Source organism: Sphingomonas sp. (assembly GCF_048595155.1).
Taxonomy (GTDB): domain Bacteria; phylum Pseudomonadota; class Alphaproteobacteria; order Sphingomonadales; family Sphingomonadaceae; genus Sphingomonas_I.
In genome coordinates this window covers 1-17,018 of the sequence record NZ_JBMDXN010000019.1, presented here as the reverse complement: position 1 = coordinate 17,018, position 17,018 = coordinate 1, and the positions used below count along the sequence as shown (strand labels likewise).

Sequence of the window (17,018 nt, the reverse complement as noted above, 5' to 3'; positions counted from 1 at the left end):
CATGCTCATCCAGCAAGGTGCATCTTGCAGCAGGGAGCTACCATGCATGTCGAAGATCGGTAGGATCATAGTTGATCCTGATCCGAGGGCCTAAATGGGCGCAAATCCGTACAAAAAAAGGGCGGCTGTCGAAGCCGCCCCCCCCATGTCGCTCTCTTCGGACTATTAGAATTTGAAGTTGGCGCCGACGCGAATGAAACGCCCGATGATACCCTGCTGGCTCCAGGTCGGGTTATAGTTCGTGGCTGCATAATTTGCCGGGTTTAGCGGCGCCTTTGCGTCGAACAAGTTGAGCACGTTTACATAAAAGGTAAAATCCTCACTGACGGCATAAGACCCGGTCAGATCGAAATCGATAAAATGCTTGGTGTGACAGTAGAAGTCCGGAAGGCCGCCATCGTACAGATTGTCCGAGCAACTGGTTGCACCAACGCCATTTTGATCCTCCGCGACGGCCTTATATCCACTCGTATAATAAGCGGTGCCGCTGATGGTGGTTCGGCCATATTGCAACGTATTCTGCCAGCTGCCGCGCCATTTCGGCGTTCCCGCGCCGGACGACAGCGCGTAGGGGCCTTGGGTCCCGACCCAATGCTGCGTTGCGCAATTCGGGTCGGATTTGTCCGCGCACGCATTGAAGTTGAACTTGAAGATGTCGGTGACATCGACGCTGCTCGTCCACTTCAGGTTGGAGGATAAGGGGATCTGAGCCGTAGCCTGGATGTCCAAGCCGGTCGTGAGCTGCGCGCCCGCATTGGCGTATGGCGAGTTGACTTGCACTACCTTGCCGATGGCGTTCGGAAATTGCGGATCGGGGTCGTCGACTATGACCGAATAGCCAGCGGGCAGCGCCGCACCGGAATAGAAGGCCGCAATGGCCGCGCTGGAGAGCGGACCGGAGGAGATGACGCGAGTCTTGCGGATGTTGTAATAATCCACCGCAAGGGTGAACCAGCGGACTGGCTGGACCACCGTGCCGAAAGTGAAGCTGCGCGACAATTCCGGCTTGATGTTCGGGTTGGCAGAGCTGTTCGTACCAAGCGAATATTGCTTCACGTAGGCATCCCCGCCCGAGCACGATTCCGCATTTCCGGTGCCGCCATGTTGGATGATAACGGAGCAGGGCGGGGTGGCCGACGTATATCCGATCACAGCACCCTGACTGATCTCGGCAAAGGTCGGTGCCCGAAAGCCGCGGGAATAGGTGCCGCGAAGCGAAATCTGCTTGATCGGGTGGAAGCGCGCTTCGACTTTCGGCGAGACGTGGCTGTAGCCTTCGGAATAATGGTCGTACCGGCCGGACGCGTTGATATCGAGCACACTCAGCACGGGCGCGTCGATTTCGGCGAAGGCCGCCTCTACCCAATGTTTGCCCGACGCGGTCACGGCGTTTAGGCCGAGCGTCGCCTGGCTGGCGTTAGCATTCGGATTATCCAGCATTTCATGGCGAACCGATCCACCGACACCGATTTGCAAGGCGCCGCCGGGAAGTTCCAGCACATCCTTGGTGATCGTGCCCTGCGCCATGTAGAGCTCGCTCTTGGCGGTCGTGGAAACCGGCTGCAGGATTGCGCGCGTTACGGCAGGGTCGGTGGCGCTGGGATCGGCGAAATTATAGGTGCCGTTCTTCACCGCGTCCGTAAGTGCTGCAATGTTGATGTAGCCGCTGTTCGTTCCCTTGAGCTGGCTATGCGCATAGGTGCCGTCGACGGTGTAGTTCCAGCCATCGCCGAACGACCCATGGGCGTTGGCCGCGATCCTGAACAGGTTGTTGCGGGTCTCCGTCGTGACCGGCAGATCGCCGAATGCGTAGGACAGTTGGGCGTCCACACACGTCACCGCCTCTACGCAGCCGGCTACGGCATAGGGATCGTAGGGGTTAGGCGACCCGTTGGCCAACAAGGCCGGCAGCACCACGTTGGTCGTATTGATAGGGTTGCGCTGACGGACGCTGAACGGCACCAGCGTGCTGAACACGCGGCTATGATAATAGGTGGCCTCCAAGGACGCCTGGCCGTTGCCGCCATAGTCGACTGTGCCGTGCAGAGTGGCCCCATAGCGGGTCTGTGAAGGCTGTATCGTTCCATAGGAAACGTTGTTCTGCTCGCAATAGGCGCCGCTATCGTCATTGTGGGCCACCTGTCCCGCGCCACATCCGCTGGCGCCGAGGATTTGGGTGAGACCTTGCGCGATCGGCACGCCTGAAAAGATGTCGCCGGCGGTGGCGACCCTGGCGGGGCGCACCACGGCGGTGTTGGCGCCGTAACGAGTGCCGAAAGCACCAAGCGCGCCGGGATTGTTATTGTCACCGCCGATCGATGTCAGATCTTCCGTATTGTAAGGAAAACCACGCTCGGAGCCGCGGATCCGGCTGTCATGTTCATATTCGCCGTTCAGATAGACGTTAAAACCCTGCCGCGTGAGGCTGCCCCATCCGGCCGACAGGGTCGCCCGCTGCTCGCCGCCGTCCCCGCGTTGGCTGATCCCGCTTTCGGCGGTGCCTTCTACGCCCTGTATCTCCTTGCGGGTGATGATGTTGACGACGCCCCCAATCGCGTCAGCGCCATAGGTTGAAGAGGCACCTTCCTTCAGGACTTCGATACGATCGATGGTGCTGCGTGGAATGGAGTTCAGGTCGACAAAGGAGCGTTGGCCGTCATCGGCATAGGGATATTGGACCGTTCGAACGCCGTTGATCAGGACCAGCGTTGAATTAACGGAGAGGCCCCGAAGCGACACGCCCGCCGCACCCTGTCCGAACCCGCTGGTGAAAGCCGACGGGATCGAGCCGCTATTATCTGCGGAAACGGAGCGGATGGCATCGGCGACGTTCGTGATGCCGCGTTGCGCGAGATCGGTCGAGCTGAGAACGGTCAGCGGCGCTGCAGCATTGGCGTTGGTATTGCGGAAGATGGTGCCGGTAACGACCACCTCGTCCGACGCAGGCGCTGCTGCCGTCGCGACGGCAGCGTTGCGCGCAGTTTCTGCGGGATCGGCCTGCGTCTCGTTCGGACCCGGCGGCGAGGCCGTAGAACCTATTTGCGCGGTGGAGGGCGCGGCGACGAACACCGCTGCCAGACAGGATGCCAAGGACATGACAGAACCGCCGGACAGCAACTTGCTAAAGGGATTGCGCATCGACTCTAACCTCACGTCGCGGCCAGAGACTGGCTGCAGGGAACATTCCCTGCCGCACATCTTTGTTGCACTGCGGCAAGGCGTGTCGGTGCTGCGCTTGAACGATATTGCTGTAAACGCACGGGCGGGCACAACGGTTACGATCCGGCAACAGATGAAACGCATGTCTCGGAACGGCAATGATCGGTGGCTAGGATTAAGCGCCGGAAGCGCGCGCGGCATGAACGACATGCCAAGGGTTTTTTTTAAAGGCCGCGTCTCTTAAGGCCCTTCTCAATGACTTATGACGCGACCGACCAGCCCTATACCGGGCGCTTCTTCGATGGCGGCCATCGCTTTGCCTTGCGCGTCTATTATGAAGACACCGATGCTGGCGGTTATGTGTATCACGCCAACTTCCTGCGCTTCTTCGAGCGGGCGAGGACCGATATGCTGGCGCTGGCCGGCGCCGACATAGCTGCCATGCAAAAGGCGGGGCAGGGCGGCTACGTTGTTTCGAAGGCGGAGTTGAATTTCGTCCGACCGGCACATTTGGGCGACACGCTGGTTATCCTCAGCTGGCTGGTCGACATCCGGGCGGCCGCGTGCACCATTCAGCAGAGAGTCATGCGCAACGACCAGAGTCTGGTGGAAGGGCTGGTGACCGTAGCGTTTGTCGGCCCTGACGGCCGTCCGAAGCGGCAACCGACCGCATGGCTCAACGCCTTTCGTCTATTCAAGGGAGCAGATCAGCCACAATGAACGACCTCACCGTAACTACCGCGCAGGCGGCGATTTCGCCGGTCGCTCTGTTCTTGCACGCCGATATTGTCGTGAAGATCGTGATGATCGGCCTGTTGCTGGCCAGTATCTGGACCTGGACGATCATCTTCGGTCGCGGCGCAGCGTTGCGGAAGGCGGATCGGGAAAGTGCCGCGTTCGAGGCCGAATATCTCAAGGCGGCCGATATCGATCGTTTCCATCAGGAACGCGGCAAGGCCGATGCGCCGGCGGCGCGCATCTTTTCCGCCGGGATCGATGAATGGCGCCAGTCCACAGCCAGCCGCCGCGTCGATCGGCAGGCCGCGCGTGATCGTCTTGGTGTCGCCATGGCGTCCGCCAGCGCCGCCGAGGTCGAGACATTATCCAACGGGCTCAACATCCTCGCAACAATCGGTAGCGTCTGCCCGTTCGTCGGCCTGTTCGGCACGGTCTGGGGCATCATGCGCTCGTTTGCCGACATCGCAGCCTCGCAGAACACCAGCTTCGGCGCGGTGGCACCCGGCATCGCCGAGGCGCTCTTTGCCACCGCGTTGGGCCTGTTCGCCGCTATCCCGGCGACCATCGCCTATAACCGCATGGTCCACCACCTGGATCGGGTCGAAGCGCGTTTGAACCGGTTTGCGGATCGTTTCCATGCGACGCTCAGCCGCGAACTGGATGGCGAAATCTGATGGCGATGGGTGGCATGCCGCGCCGCGGGCACGGCCGACGTCGCGCACCGATGGCCGAGATCAACGTGACGCCGCTCGTCGACGTCATGCTGGTTCTGCTCATCATTTTCATGGTGACCGCGCCTCTCCTTGTCGCCGGCGTGCCGGTGAACCTGCCCGACAGCCGCGCAAAGCCGCTCGAGCAGCAGCAAAAGCCGATACAGATCAGCCTCGATCAATCCGGCAAAGCCTATATCGACGAGGTCGAAGTGCCGATGGCGGCACTGCCGGATCGTCTCGCGGCCATTCCGCATGGCGAGGCTGCACCGCAAATCTATCTGCGTGCCGATCGCGGGCTGGATTACGGCCGCGTCATGACCGTGATGGGTGAGTTGAGCCGCGCCGGGCTGACCAAAGTGTCGCTCGTCACCAACGGCGGCCAGGATACGCCCTGATGGATCGCACCGATGGCCGGGGCCTCGCGGTCGCGATTGTCGGCCACCTGATCCTGTTTGCGGTGCTGACGCTCAGCATTGCGCATCGCGTTCCCCCGGTGCGGCCTCCGGTCGAGACGATGGATGTGCAACTGGTCGACGCCGTCGGGTTGAAGTCGGCCGCGCCGCAGCCGGCAACGGAGGCGCCGCAGCAGATGCAGGCGCCGGACCAGGGCGCGCCCGTCGAAGCGCCGCCACCCACGCCATCTCCCACGCCTCCGGCGCCGGTACCCGCGCCTGCACGTCCGCAGCCGACGCCACCGGCACCCGCACCCTTGCCGACGCCCGCAAAGCCCGCGCCCCCCAAACCGAAAACAAAGCCGTCCCCTCCGGCGAAGGCGCAACCGTCCGCCAAGCCGATCTCGGACATTCTGAAGGACGTGCAATCGACCGCGCGCGCCGAAAAACAGGGCAGCGACGCGCAGGCGAAGGCGGATCGCGCCGCTGCAGCCAAGGTCGGCAGCCTGCTCAAGGGCGTACTCAACGCCTCACAAGGCAAAGGCGAAAAGGCGCGCGCGACCGTATCGGGGGCCGCGATGAACGGCCTGGCTGCGGCCATCAAGCGGCAGGTTCAGCCCTGTTACGATTTGGGAGGGCTTGGCGGCACGCCGGCCATGCAGATCGTGACGACACTTCGTCTGCGCTACAACAAGGACGGATCGGTGGCGGGAACCCCGCAGATGGTCGAACAAACCGGCGTGAACGCGGGCAACCGTGCTTATGCGCAACAGATTGCTGATGTGGCGCGTCGTGCCGTGCTACGCTGCGCGCCGGTTCGGCTGCCTGCGGAATTGTACGAAGGCGGCTGGGACGATCTCGATTTCCGCTTCACCCCTGGGCAAATGCAATAATGCCGAATGCACATTTCGTTGGAGGATGGATGAACAGCCTGCGTCTCCTGCTTTCGCTGAGCCTCTTGTCCCTGCCGGGTGCGGCAGTGGCACAGGCGCCGGATGTACAGCCCGGCCCCGGGCCCGCGGCCGGGGCGGGGCCGGTTCCTGGCCAACGCCTTACGGTGGATATCACCGGCGGCATTTCGCAGCCGATGCCGATAGCGATCCCGGTAATGCCGACGCCCGCAGCGGCCAACACGGCCGCCGGGTCGACCGATGCTCTGGGCAGCCAGATCTCCGACGTCATCACCAACGATCTGAAGAATAGCGGTCTATTCTCGCCCTTGCCCAAGGGCCAGCTGCAGCCGGTTGCCTTCGCCCAGGCCTCGGCGCCGGATTATGGCGCCTGGCTGCCGACAGGCGCTCAGGCGCTTGTTCAGGGCTATGTGCAGGCCAATGGCGATGGAACGCTCACTGTCGGCTGCTATTTGTTCGATGTGTTCGCCAAGAGCGAGATGGCGCGCCAAGGATTTGTCGTGAAGCCAGCGGAATGGCGGCGTGCAGCGCACAAATGTGCGGACACGATCTATTCTCGCCTGACCGGCGAGGGGCCGTATTTCGATAGCCAAGTGATCTATGTGTCTGAAACCGGGCCGAAGAAGAACCGCACGAAGCGGCTGGCCGTCATGGATCAGGACGGCGCGAACCACCGCTTCATCACGAACGGGCAGAGCCTGGTGCTGACGCCGCGCTTCGCGCCGACCCAGCAGACCGTCGTCTTCATGTCGTATGAGAACAACCAGCCGCGCGTCTATGTTTACGACATCGGCTCGGGCCGGAAGCGACTGGTGGTCAACCAGCCCTACACCACCTTCGCCCCCCGTTTCTCGCCGGACGGACGCTCGATCCTGTTTTCAATGATCGTCAACGGTAATGCCGACATCTATCGCGTGTCGGCCAGCGGCGGCGCCGCAACGCGCCTGACGACATCGCCGGGCATCGACACCGGCGGCAGCTATTCGCCGGACGGCAGCAAGATCGTGTTCGAAAGCGATCGTTCCGGAACGCAGCAATTGTATGTGATGAACGCGGACGGGTCGGGCCAGCGTCGGATCAGCTTCGGCAGCGGACGCTATGCGACACCTGTATGGAGCCCGCGCGGGGATCTCATCGCCTATACGCACATTGGCGGCGGCTTTTCGGTAGGTACAATGGGTGTCGACGGCTCCGGCGCCAAGGATCTGACCAAGGGTTGGCAAGATGAAGGGCCGACATGGTCGCCTAACGGTCGCGTGCTGATGTTCTTTCGAACAGCGCAAGGGTCCGGACGGGCCGATCTTTGGTCGGTTGACTTGACCGGCGTCAACGAACGACGTGTCCCGACGCCGCTGGATGGATCGGACCCGGCCTGGGGACCGTTACGACCCTGATCAACCTTTTACATGATCAACTGTGACTAAAGACAAAAAGGAGCGCGACGATGAACAAGACGACCATGTTGCTGAGCACAGCAGCCCTGATCGCCCTTGCTGGCTGTAGCAAGAAGCCGCCGGCCAACCTGCCGCCGCCGCCGCCGACTTCGACCACTACGGCGCCGGACAGCGGCACCGGCTCGACGGATACAACCAACGGCGTCGTCCCGGGCTCGCGTGCCGACATGCTCGCGCAGGCGGGAACTGACACAGTCCACTTCGCGACCGACAGCTCGGATGTCGATAGCGAGGCTTCGGCGATCCTCACGCGCCAGGCTGCGTGGCTGCAGAAATATCCCAACGTCCGCGTGACGGTGGAGGGCCATTGCGACGAGCGCGGCACCCGCGAATATAATCTCGCGCTGGGCGATCGTCGTGCCAATGCGGCGAAGAACTTCCTCGTCAATGCAGGTGTCAGCCCGTCACGGATCAGCGTGATCAGCTATGGCAAGGAGCGGCCGGTCGCTACCGGTTCCGACGAGGATAGCTGGGCGCAGAACCGCCGTGCCGTTACGGTGGTGCCGCAATAAGTCCATCTTCCCGCTACAGGGAAATCTTCTCGGGCGACCGCCATCGCAAGACGCGATGGCGGTCGTTTTGCGTTACGGCATCTATCGTTCGGTGGACAGTACGAAGTCGCGCAACGCGCGCGCATCGTGCAGGGCGTTATGAGGAACCTTGCTGTTGCGCGAGGTCGAGAAGCCAGGCGTGCGCAGGAAATGAAAGCGCAGGCTTGAGACATCCACGATCTCTCCATCGCCGGTGAGCAGCAGGCGGCAGAATAGCGCAATATCCTCTGGCCAGTCGGCCACGATTTCTGGGTCCGGATCGGTACGCAGATAGGCCGCAATATCGTGCGCGGCGGCGATCGGATCGAGCTGGTTGTAGAGCAGATTGGGTACGCTCTTGAGGTACGGAATGACGTGTTTCTCGACCCACGGCAGTGGCTCTTCCGTCATCGGGACGACGACATAATAATCCTGATCGCCTTCCTCAGCGGCAAGGCCGAGACTGATCAGGCAGCCGCCGAACCCGTTGAATTCCGTATCGAGGAAATAACGCATCCTGTTCCTTTACCGTCAAGACGATAGCGGGGCGATAATGTGTTCGGGCAAATCCCACCAGGAACACGCGTGCCAATCAGCTCGCGGCCTTGGCCGGCTTGGGCGGGTGGGCGACCTCCGGATGATTGCCGTCGAGCGCCTCGTCCAACAAGCGTGCGAGACGAATGCCTCCCTTGGCGATTTGCAGCCGCAGCACGGGGATGAGTTCGTCGATCTTGGTTTGATCAAGCTGCGCATCCTGGGGCACCGGCGCGTTGCACGGGTCCGGCAACACCGTGCCATAAACGCTTGTCTTCGCGACCTGCCAGCTGTCCCGGCTCCAATCCTCGATCGATCCTTGCGCCAGGGTCGCCCGCTCGGCTGGCGCGATTTGCGACAGGATCCCGTCGGGGCCGGGCGGCGGCGACGAGATGGCGCGATCCGCCAGCAGCCCGTCCCACACCGCATGGAGATTGGTGCGCGGAATGAAGCCGTAGCGCAGCTTGAGCTTGTTGCCGCCCTGATCATGATCATGCTCGGCGCTGTGAAGCGGCTGATGCAGGTCACCGACGAAGTGGATCAGGAAAGCCAGCGCCATCAATCGATCACGCACCGGCAGCTGGCGATCAGCCACCATTCGTTGCGTCCGCGCAATCTGTTTGGAAACGCAATTGCCATCCGCACACCATTCTTTCAGATCGAACGGCTTGCAGATATCGGCATCCTGAAAGTGCCAGGTATAGGCATAGCTGAAGCGATCGCCCAACGTCTTGATGCAATCGGGCCAAACCGAAGCCTCCTCGATCGTGCGGACGGGGCAAGTGGGCGTTTCCAGGACCTTCTGCTGACGCAACAACGCCTGGATGGATTGTCGCGTCCGCGGCTGAACGAGCTTCATCGCAACTTCCGCGGTGGTCTCATGCCCATATTCCCACCATGCCGAGGCAGGAGAGGGGATGACAAGCAACAGCGCAGCCAAGAAAACGGAGAGGCGAAGGCGGTTCATGTACGCATCCAAACGAAACAGCTTGGCCCGCTCGATCATGCCTGGCAGCTTGAGCGGGAAGGGAGCCCCGCTCTAGGCCGCGAGCGCACCAGCGCAAGATCATTCATCGCCGTAGATAGCGATCTCCGGCGCCGTCTCATGGGTCGCCATGGCGCGATACATCGCCCTTGTGTTGAAGGCCCAGCCGCCGGACCCATCCGGCGAGACGACGATTACGCCGCCTTTGCCCCCCATGTCGCCCAATTCTGCAATCAACGTGTCCGCCGCATCCTCGATATTCCATCCCCCAAGCCGCACCCGCGCACAGATTTCATGCGCAACGCCCAGCCGGATGAAATATTCGCCCGCCCCGGTGCAGGAAACCGCAGCGGCGCGATCGTCGGCATAGGTCCCGGCACCAATCAGGGGGGAATCTCCGACGCGCCCCCATTTCTTGCCGGTCAGGCCACCCGTCGACGTCGCCGCAGCGACATGCCCGTCAGCATCGACCGCCACCGCCCCCACAGTCCCGTATTTCATAGCGCTGTCGAACGGCAAATCTGGATCCGCCAGGATCTCGTCGAGCTGACGGCGCCGCTCGGCCGTCTCGAACCATTCCGGCTCGGCCGCTTCAATGTCATGCGCTCGACCGAAGGAGTCCGCGCCGGCCCCGGCTAGAAAGACGTGGGTTGAACGATCCATCACTTCGCGGGCCAATGCGATCGGGTTCCTTGTCGCTCGCACGCCTGCAACCGCGCCCGCATTCAGATCGGATCCGGACATGATCGCGGCGTCGCATTCGATCCGGCCCTCTGCCGTGAAAACCGACCCCCGGCCCGCGTTAAAATGAGGATCGTCCTCGAGCACCCGGACCGCCGCCTGCACGGCGTCCAGCGCAGCACCACCGTCGCGCAGGATGAAGGCGCCAGCATCGAGCGCGGCGGACAACGCGGCGCGCGCGGCCTGATCCTCTTCCGCCCGGAGATTGTCGCGGGTCATGCTGCCCGCGCCCCCGTGAATGACAAGGGTCCATTTCGGCAAAGCAAAGGTCATCTACCGACCCTAGCCCAGTCGCGGAGCTTTCGAAACTGGGCAACGTGGCTTGCGACGGCGGCAGCGATTGTTGCGCAGCGTCTTTGAACCGTAAGCGCGAGCGCCTATAAGGGGTGTATGTCCTCCATTCGCCCCTGGCGCGATATCACGCGCCGTCCGTCCCGCCAGATCATGGTCGGAAATGTCCCTGTCGGCGGAGACGCGCCGATCACGGTCCAGACGATGACCAATACGCCGACGGACGATGTGCGCGCCACAGTTGACCAGATCCGCCGCTGTGAAGAGGCGGGGGCGGACATCATCCGGGTGTCCTGTCCCGACGAAGCCTCGACCGCGGCATTCAAGCAGATCGCACGGGCCGCGCGCGTACCGCTCGTGGCCGACATTCACTTCCACTATAAGCGCGCCCTGGAAGCAGCCGATGCGGGCGCGGCCTGCCTTCGCATCAACCCCGGCAATATCGGTTCGGAGGCCCGCGTCGCAGAAGTTGTCCGCGCGGCCAAGGCCAATGGCTGCTCGATCCGTATCGGCGTCAATGCCGGTAGCCTCGAGCGCGACCTGCTCGAAAAATATGGCGAGCCTTGTCCTGAGGCACTCGTCGAGAGCGCGCTCGACCATATCAAATATCTGCAGGATCTGGACTTCCACGAATATAAGGTGGCGGTGAAGGCGTCGGATCTGTTTCTGGCGGTCGCCGCTTATCAGCAGCTTGCCGAGGTCGTCGATTGCCCGCTCCATCTTGGCATCACCGAGGCGGGTGGATTGATCGGGGGCACGGTCAAATCCTCGATCGGCATGGGCAGCCTGCTGTGGTTCGGGATCGGCGACACGATCCGCGTCTCCCTGTCGGCCGAGCCGGAGGAGGAAGTGCGGGTCGGATTTGAGATGCTGAAGGCACTCGGGCTGCGCCAGCGTGGCGTCCGCGTCATCTCTTGCCCGTCCTGCGCGCGCCAGGGCTTCGACGTCATCCGTACCGTCGAGGCGCTGGAAGCACGCCTCACGCACATTCGTACGCCGATGTCCCTGTCGGTGTTGGGGTGCGTCGTCAACGGACCGGGAGAGGCGCGTGAGACCGACATCGGTCTCACCGGCGGCGGCAATGGCAAGCATATGGTCTATCTGTCGGGCCTGACCGATCATACGGTGCAAGACGAGGATATGATCGAGCACATTGTCCGCCTGGTGGAAGCCAAGGCCGCCGAGATCGAAGCTGCCAACGCCGCACTGCCCGTGGCGGCGGAGTGATCGCAGCCCATCGCGGGTCGACCGCGCTATTCTTTTGATGCTGCCCGGTCGCGACGCAACCCCATGCCGGCCCTGAGCAGCAGGCCCGTCGTCCCGTTTGTCGTCGCATGTCTTGGCATCGCGATCTTTTCGGCCATGGATGCCGTGATGAAGCAGGTGTCGATCGGCATCGGCGCCTACAATGCGATGCTGTGGAGATCGCTCGTCGGTCTCGCCATGAGCATCATTCCCTTCTTTGCCCTGCGTCAGAAATGGCCGGATCGTCACCGCATCCTGCTCCACATCAAAAGGAGCGGCGCTGCGGGTATCTCCGTCTTCCTGTTCTTCTGGGGATTGGTGCGCGTGCCGATGGCCGAGGGGATCGCGCTGACCTTTTTATCGCCGATCATCGCCCTTCTGCTCGCGGTACCGATGCTGGGCGAGACGATCCGCCGCAGCGCAATTCTGGCCTGCGCGCTTGCCTTTGCCGGCGTCATCGTAATCGTCATCGGCAAGACGGGCGAGGGCGGGGGGCCGCAAGCTTTCCACGGGGCGCTGGCGATCATGCTCGCCAGCCTATTCTATGCCTATAATCTGGTCCTGCTGCGCCGTTCCGCGCTAGTGGCCAATGCGATCGAAATCACCTTCTTCACCAACCTGGTCTTTTCTTGTCTGTTCCTCTTGGCTGCGCCGGTTGCGGCGATCGCGCCACCGCTCCACTATATCCCCCTTATCTGTTTGGCGGCCGGGCTGGCGATGATATCGTCGCTGCTGATCGCTTGGGCCTATGCGCGGGCGGAGGCACAACGGCTGCTGCCGGTGGAGTTCACGGCCTTCCTGTGGGCTGCAATATTGGGAGCGATCGTGTTCGGAGAGAAAGTCCTGCCGCTGACGATGCTGGGTGCGGCGATGATCATCGGCGGATGCACGATCGCGATGCGCGGCAAAGCCGCCCCGGGCCCAGCCACGGAAGCGGCCGCATGATCGTCCGTGCGGCCACGCCGGCCGATGTTCCCGCGATCCTGCAGCTGATCATAGCACTCGCGACCTATGAACGGGAGCCGGACGCCGTGCGCGCGACAGAGCAGTCGCTGCACGAAACCCTCTTTGGGGCGGATGCCAAAGTATATGCCTTTGTCGCCGATATCGATGGAGGCGTCGCCGGAATTGCGATCTGGTTCCTGAACTATTCGACCTGGACCGGGAGGCCCGGCATCTATCTCGAGGATCTGTTCGTAGCCGATGCGGCGCGTGGCACCGGCGCGGGCAGGGCGCTGCTCCGGGCGCTGGCGCAAGAGGCCGTCACTCGTAACTATAGCCGGATCGACTGGGCCGTGCTGGATTGGAACACGCCGGCTATGGACTTCTATCGCGCAGTGGGCGCGCGCCCGCAAAGCGGCTGGCAACCCTGGAGGTTGGACGGTCAGGCTTTGGTGGAGATGGCGCGATGAGCGAAGAATTGCTGGCGCGGATCGCGAGCGCGCTGGAGCGAATGGCACCGCCGGCGGCTGTCAGTGACGATGCCCTTACGCATCCGGCTTACGTCTGGCGTAACGGCGCATTGCGCGCCGCCCGTGCCTTTGCGCCACTGCCACTGGCGCTGCTGGAGGGGATGGACGCTCAAAAGGAGGCGGTGGTCGGCAATATGCGTCGGCTCTCGCAGGGTCTGCCTGCGCATGACGTGCTGCTCTGGGGCGCGCGCGGCACCGGTAAATCGGCGTTGGTGAAGGCGGCGATCGGCGAGATCCAGGCAGAAGGCGGCGCGCTCGCTTTGGTCGAGGTTGCCGGCGACGGCCTGGCGGAGCTTCCGCAATTATTCGCGGCGCTGGCGGATGTACCCCGCGCTTTCGTCCTGTTCATCGACGATCTGGGCTTTGCCGAACCCAGCGAGGCGCCACGCCTGCTCCGTTCCGTGCTGGAAGGCGGCGCGGAGGCGCGTCCCGACAATATGCGCCTCCACGTAACGGCCAACCGCCGTCACATCGTTGCCCGCGACATGGCGGAGCAGGATGCGGCAATCAATCCGCGCGACGTCGCTGACGACAAGCTTGCCCTCGCTGATCGCTTCGGTCTCAGCCTAGGCTTCCACGTGATCGATCAGCCGACATATGTCGCCATGCTGGAAGGCTATGCCCGCCAATATGGCCTGACGCTGGACGCGCACGATGCGATCAGTTGGGCCACGCAGCGCGGTGGCCGATCCGGTCGGGTCGCCTGGCAATATGTCGTGGAACTGGCCGGACGTCAGGGGAAAAGCCTGTCCTGACCCGCGCCTTTGTTACGCAGTGACGGGTGCTGCCTGTCCCGGCTAGGCTTCGATCAACCCTGATTCTTGGAGTGCCTTATGAATCGTCGCGCTTTTCTTGGTTCCAGCGCGGCGGCGGTCGCGATCGCCGCGATGCCGATGCGGGCCGCGGCGCAAGCGGGCGATGCCTCGCTCAATGCCCTGTTCGACGCGATCTTCGCGGATCTTCTGCAGAACTCCCCCGAACTGGTGACATCGCTCGGTTTGGACAAGGGCCAGTACGCCGCCGCGAAGCATCGCCTGTCGGATCGATCGGAAGCGGAAGCGGCGCGCGATGCCGCCCGGACGCGGGTCTGGATCGGCCGGTTGGAGGCGATCAGTCCGTCGACGCTTTCCGAACCAGCGGCGCTTAACCGCGACGTCATCCTCTATTCCATGAAGAGCCGCAACTTCGCCTACGATCAGTTCGGCATCAACAGTGCGCAGCGGCCCTATCCAATCTATCAGCAGGGCGGGGCCTATTATTCGGTTCCCGACTTTCTCAACAATGCCCATACCATCGCTAACCAGGCGGATTGCGAAGCCTATCTGGATCGTCTGACGCAGATGGCGGTTGCTCTGGATCAGGATAGTGAGGTTCAGCGCGCTCAGGCCGCGAAGGGCTTCCTCGCACCTGATTTCAGCCTGGATCTGACCCTTGGTCAGATGGCGAAGCTACGGGCTCCAGCGGCAGCCAACAGCACGATGGTCCAGTCGCTTGCCACGCGCGCACAGGCAAAAAATATCGCCGGCGACTGGCAGGGGCGCGCGGCAGCCATCGTCGAGCGCCAAGTCTACCCGGCGCTGGACCGGCAGATCGCGCTGATGAAGCAGCTGCGTCCCTCGGCCAGCTCGGTTGCCGGGATATGGCGATTGCCGCGCGGCGATGAAATCTATGCTGCCGCGCTGGAGCAGGCGACCACGACCAAGCTTACACCGAACGAGGTGCAGAAGCTCGGGCTCGAGCAGGTTGCATCGATCAGCGCCGATCTGGACGCCATTCTCAAGAGCCAGGGATACAGCAAGGGATCGGTCGGCGAACGACTGACGGCCCTCAATGCCGATGCCAGCCAGCTTTACCCGGACAGCTCGGAAGGGCGGCAGGCGCTTATCGCGAGCCTCAACGCCGGCGTGAAGGACATGTACGGGCGTCTCCCCAGGGCGTTCGACGACATGCCCCGAACGCCACTGGAGATCCGCGCCGTGCCGGTCGATATCCAGGATGGCGCATCAAACGGCTACTACCAGCGCGGCGCCTTGGACGGTTCGCGGCCCGCCATCTATTTCATCAACCTCAAGGATGTGGGTGACTGGCCCAAATATAGCCTGCCGTCGCTGACCTATCATGAGGGCGTTCCCGGCCATCATCTTCAGATCAGCATCTCTCAGGAATCCAAGGATATTCCCATCCTGCGGAAGGCATCAGGGTTTTTCTCCGCCTATACCGAGGGCTGGGCGCTCTACGCCGAACAACTCGCAAACGAACTGCAGGCCTATCAAACCCCGCTGGAGCGCGCCGGCTATCTTCAATCCTTCCTCTTCCGGGCGGCGCGGCTGGTGGTCGACACCGGGCTCCACACCCGCAAATGGACGCGCGAACAGGCTACCGACTATCTGGTGGCGACGACCGGTTTCGCCAAAGCGCGATCGCAGCGCGAGGTGGAACGTTATTGCACGATGGCCGGCCAGGCCTGCAGCTACAAGGTCGGGCATATGGCGTGGACGGCCGCGCGCGCCCGCGCTCAAAAGGCGCTCGGCGCCAAGTTCGACCTGCATGAATTTCACAAGGTGCTCCGCGAAGGCGCGATGCCGCTCACCATCCTGGATCGGCGGATCGATGCAAGAACCGCGGCTTTGCTGAAGGCCTGACGGGAACGCTCTCCTGTTCGCAGCGTTACGGCGCAACAACGAACAGGAGGAACCAATGGCGGAAGAGCAGAAGGAAGTCGTGGTACAGAAGACCGGCGTAAACGTAGCCGGAATTATCGCCGCAATCGCCTTGCTGATCGCGGTGGTCGCGATCTTACATCATTTTGGGATGCTCTAAACATTGTCGCGTAAGGCAAGCGTAGCTTCCTGTACCTGCAGGAGCATCTTGCTGAAGGAAGCGACATCGGCGGAGTCGAAGCGCTCGAAAATACGACGCTCGAGCTCCAACGCCTTGGGCGCTACCGCGGCATAAAGTTCGCGGCCGCTTTTGGTGAGATGGACGGACTGCGAACGGCGGTCGCTGGCATGCGGCCGCCGTTCGATCAGACCGCGCTCCGCCAGTGCGATGCTGGCCCGGCTAACGCTGACCTTGTCCATTCTGGTGCGCCGCGCGATCAGCTGTTGGGTCGTGCCGTCCTCTTCCGCAATCACTGTGATCAAACGCCATTCGGGGATCGATAGCCCGAACAGCGCCTGATAGGCGCTCGCGATCGTCTCGCTCACCAAGTTGGACGTCACCGACAGGCGAAAGGGAATGAATGCGTCAAGACGGAGGCATTGGTCGACCATAGGACTTGGTAACCTTTGACACTTTCGCCGGAAAGCGGCAAACATAGTATCAATTGATACCATATCGGAGCTATTGCCATGGCGACCACCGCCGTCGACGCGCAGAACCCGCTGGGCCTGAACGGGTTCGAATTTGTCGAATTCACCTCGCCTGATCCGGAGGCAATGGGGCGCCAGTTCGAGCAGATGGGCTTCGTGCCAAGCCACCGCCATCCGACCAAGAATATCACGCGCTACAAGCAAGGCCGCATCAATCTGATGCTCAACCGCGATGCGGCAGGCCGGGTGGCCGAATTCCGCAACGCGCACGGCGCGTCGGCAAGCGCGATGGCCTTCCGCGTCGCCGATCCGCAGGCCGCGCTCGATTGGGCATTGGCGCACGGCGGCAAAGCGACCGAGGAGGACGACACCGTTATCGAGGGTATTGGCGGTTCCTACCTCTATTTCATCAAGGATGGCGAGGATCTCTACGCCGATTGGGCCGAGTTTGCCGGCTGGCAGGAAGCGGAAGCTGCCAACAACGTCGGGTTGGATCTGCTCGATCATCTTACTCACAATGTGAAGCGCGGTCAGATGCGGGT

17 protein-coding genes and 1 pseudogene are annotated in these 17,018 nt (G+C 62.5%); 13 read left to right on the top strand and 5 right to left on the bottom strand.

The window, feature by feature from the left end; genetic code table 11:
* Positions 1 to 165 precede the first annotated feature (165 nt).
* The gene (locus ACOJSI_RS03935; RefSeq protein WP_420136958.1) at positions 166 to 3,138 is read right to left on the bottom strand and encodes a TonB-dependent receptor domain-containing protein; all 2,973 of its coding nucleotides are present in this window, start codon (positions 3,136 to 3,138) and stop codon (positions 166 to 168) included.
* A 276-nt stretch (positions 3,139 to 3,414) separates the two neighbouring features.
* On the opposite strand from ACOJSI_RS03935, the gene ACOJSI_RS03930 reads away from it, so the two are divergent.
* The 6 genes from ACOJSI_RS03930 to pal are packed head-to-tail and all read left to right on the top strand — an operon-like array spanning position 3,415 to position 7,879.
* Positions 3,415 to 3,879, top strand: a complete 465-nt coding sequence (locus ACOJSI_RS03930; RefSeq protein ID WP_420136957.1) for a YbgC/FadM family acyl-CoA thioesterase — start codon at positions 3,415 to 3,417, stop codon at positions 3,877 to 3,879.
* Positions 3,876 to 4,571: a protein TolQ gene (gene tolQ / locus ACOJSI_RS03925; protein WP_420136956.1), complete on the top strand. Its 696-nt coding sequence runs from the start codon at positions 3,876 to 3,878 to the stop codon at positions 4,569 to 4,571. Before ACOJSI_RS03930 ends, tolQ begins: the two co-directional genes overlap by 4 nt.
* Positions 4,571 to 5,005, top strand: coding sequence for a protein TolR (gene tolR, locus ACOJSI_RS03920; RefSeq protein WP_420136955.1), 435 nt, complete (start codon positions 4,571 to 4,573; stop codon positions 5,003 to 5,005). The genes tolQ and tolR overlap by 1 nt, the downstream gene beginning before the upstream one ends.
* Entirely contained in the window at positions 5,005 to 5,895 is an 891-nt protein-coding gene (locus ACOJSI_RS03915; RefSeq protein WP_420136954.1) for a hypothetical protein, read from the top strand. The genes tolR and ACOJSI_RS03915 overlap by 1 nt, the downstream gene beginning before the upstream one ends.
* A 38-nt stretch (positions 5,896 to 5,933) precedes the next feature.
* Complete coding sequence (gene tolB / locus ACOJSI_RS03910; RefSeq protein ID WP_420136971.1) at positions 5,934 to 7,307, top strand: Tol-Pal system beta propeller repeat protein TolB; 1,374 nt, start codon at positions 5,934 to 5,936, stop codon at positions 7,305 to 7,307.
* A gap of 50 nt (positions 7,308 to 7,357) precedes the next feature.
* Entirely contained in the window at positions 7,358 to 7,879 is a 522-nt protein-coding gene (gene pal / locus ACOJSI_RS03905) for a peptidoglycan-associated lipoprotein Pal (RefSeq protein WP_420136953.1), read from the top strand.
* An 81-nt stretch (positions 7,880 to 7,960) separates the two neighbouring features.
* On the opposite strand, the gene ACOJSI_RS03900 is transcribed toward pal, so the two are convergent.
* From ACOJSI_RS03900 to ACOJSI_RS03890, 3 genes are all read right to left on the bottom strand, one after another.
* Positions 7,961 to 8,413, bottom strand: a complete 453-nt coding sequence (locus ACOJSI_RS03900) for a hypothetical protein (RefSeq protein WP_420136952.1) — start codon at positions 8,411 to 8,413, stop codon at positions 7,961 to 7,963.
* A 76-nt stretch (positions 8,414 to 8,489) separates the two neighbouring features.
* Positions 8,490 to 9,398, bottom strand: coding sequence for a S1/P1 nuclease (locus ACOJSI_RS03895; protein WP_420136951.1), 909 nt, complete (start codon positions 9,396 to 9,398; stop codon positions 8,490 to 8,492).
* 99 nt (positions 9,399 to 9,497) lie between these two features.
* Positions 9,498 to 10,430 carry an isoaspartyl peptidase/L-asparaginase family protein gene (locus tag ACOJSI_RS03890; protein ID WP_420136950.1) on the bottom strand — a complete coding sequence of 311 codons (933 nt, stop codon included), beginning with the start codon at positions 10,428 to 10,430 and terminating at the stop codon, positions 9,498 to 9,500.
* A gap of 117 nt (positions 10,431 to 10,547) precedes the next feature.
* Between ACOJSI_RS03890 and ispG the strand changes: the two genes are divergently transcribed.
* From ispG to ACOJSI_RS03860, 6 genes are all read left to right on the top strand, one after another.
* Positions 10,548 to 11,675 carry a flavodoxin-dependent (E)-4-hydroxy-3-methylbut-2-enyl-diphosphate synthase gene (gene ispG, locus ACOJSI_RS03885; RefSeq protein ID WP_420136949.1) on the top strand — a complete coding sequence of 376 codons (1,128 nt, stop codon included), beginning with the start codon at positions 10,548 to 10,550 and terminating at the stop codon, positions 11,673 to 11,675.
* Positions 11,676 to 11,738: 63 nt separating this feature from the next.
* A complete protein-coding gene (locus tag ACOJSI_RS03880) occupies positions 11,739 to 12,638 on the top strand; it encodes a DMT family transporter (RefSeq protein WP_420136948.1) in 900 nt (299 codons plus the stop codon).
* Entirely contained in the window at positions 12,635 to 13,105 is a 471-nt protein-coding gene (locus ACOJSI_RS03875; RefSeq protein ID WP_420136947.1) for a GNAT family N-acetyltransferase, read from the top strand. The genes ACOJSI_RS03880 and ACOJSI_RS03875 overlap by 4 nt, the downstream gene beginning before the upstream one ends.
* A complete protein-coding gene (locus ACOJSI_RS03870) occupies positions 13,102 to 13,920 on the top strand; it encodes an ATP-binding protein (RefSeq protein WP_420136946.1) in 819 nt (272 codons plus the stop codon). Before ACOJSI_RS03875 ends, ACOJSI_RS03870 begins: the two co-directional genes overlap by 4 nt.
* Positions 13,921 to 13,998: 78 nt before the next feature.
* Positions 13,999 to 15,807: a DUF885 domain-containing protein gene (locus tag ACOJSI_RS03865; RefSeq protein ID WP_420136945.1), complete on the top strand. Its 1,809-nt coding sequence runs from the start codon at positions 13,999 to 14,001 to the stop codon at positions 15,805 to 15,807.
* Between the two features lie 55 nt (positions 15,808 to 15,862).
* Complete coding sequence (locus tag ACOJSI_RS03860) at positions 15,863 to 15,985, top strand: hypothetical protein (protein WP_420136944.1); 123 nt, start codon at positions 15,863 to 15,865, stop codon at positions 15,983 to 15,985.
* Here the strand turns inward: ACOJSI_RS03860 and ACOJSI_RS03855 are convergent.
* Positions 15,982 to 16,437, bottom strand: a complete 456-nt coding sequence (locus tag ACOJSI_RS03855; RefSeq protein ID WP_420136943.1) for a MarR family winged helix-turn-helix transcriptional regulator — start codon at positions 16,435 to 16,437, stop codon at positions 15,982 to 15,984. The two genes, ACOJSI_RS03860 and ACOJSI_RS03855, sit on opposite strands and share 4 nt — an antisense overlap.
* A 78-nt stretch (positions 16,438 to 16,515) precedes the next feature.
* On the opposite strand from ACOJSI_RS03855, the pseudogene ACOJSI_RS03850 reads away from it, so the two are divergent.
* Positions 16,516 to 17,018: pseudogene (locus ACOJSI_RS03850) on the top strand (4-hydroxyphenylpyruvate dioxygenase); the annotation flags it as partial.

Coding starts and splice junctions, on each gene's coding strand:
- ACOJSI_RS03935 (WP_420136958.1), bottom strand. CDS start 3,138: ATGCGCAATCCCTTTAGCAAGTTGCTGTCCGGCGGTTCTGTCATGTCC.
- ACOJSI_RS03930 (WP_420136957.1), top strand. CDS start 3,415: ATGACTTATGACGCGACCGACCAGCCCTATACCGGGCGCTTCTTCGAT.
- tolQ (WP_420136956.1), top strand. CDS start 3,876: ATGAACGACCTCACCGTAACTACCGCGCAGGCGGCGATTTCGCCGGTC.
- tolR (WP_420136955.1), top strand. CDS start 4,571: ATGGCGATGGGTGGCATGCCGCGCCGCGGGCACGGCCGACGTCGCGCA.
- ACOJSI_RS03915 (WP_420136954.1), top strand. CDS start 5,005: ATGGATCGCACCGATGGCCGGGGCCTCGCGGTCGCGATTGTCGGCCAC.
- pal (WP_420136953.1), top strand. CDS start 7,358: ATGAACAAGACGACCATGTTGCTGAGCACAGCAGCCCTGATCGCCCTT.
- ACOJSI_RS03900 (WP_420136952.1), bottom strand. CDS start 8,413: ATGCGTTATTTCCTCGATACGGAATTCAACGGGTTCGGCGGCTGCCTG.
- ACOJSI_RS03895 (WP_420136951.1), bottom strand. CDS start 9,398: ATGAACCGCCTTCGCCTCTCCGTTTTCTTGGCTGCGCTGTTGCTTGTC.
- ACOJSI_RS03890 (WP_420136950.1), bottom strand. CDS start 10,430: ATGACCTTTGCTTTGCCGAAATGGACCCTTGTCATTCACGGGGGCGCG.
- ispG (WP_420136949.1), top strand. CDS start 10,548: ATGTCCTCCATTCGCCCCTGGCGCGATATCACGCGCCGTCCGTCCCGC.
- ACOJSI_RS03880 (WP_420136948.1), top strand. CDS start 11,739: ATGCCGGCCCTGAGCAGCAGGCCCGTCGTCCCGTTTGTCGTCGCATGT.
- ACOJSI_RS03875 (WP_420136947.1), top strand. CDS start 12,635: ATGATCGTCCGTGCGGCCACGCCGGCCGATGTTCCCGCGATCCTGCAG.
- ACOJSI_RS03870 (WP_420136946.1), top strand. CDS start 13,102: ATGAGCGAAGAATTGCTGGCGCGGATCGCGAGCGCGCTGGAGCGAATG.
- ACOJSI_RS03865 (WP_420136945.1), top strand. CDS start 13,999: ATGAATCGTCGCGCTTTTCTTGGTTCCAGCGCGGCGGCGGTCGCGATC.
- ACOJSI_RS03860 (WP_420136944.1), top strand. CDS start 15,863: ATGGCGGAAGAGCAGAAGGAAGTCGTGGTACAGAAGACCGGCGTAAAC.
- ACOJSI_RS03855 (WP_420136943.1), bottom strand. CDS start 16,437: ATGGTCGACCAATGCCTCCGTCTTGACGCATTCATTCCCTTTCGCCTG.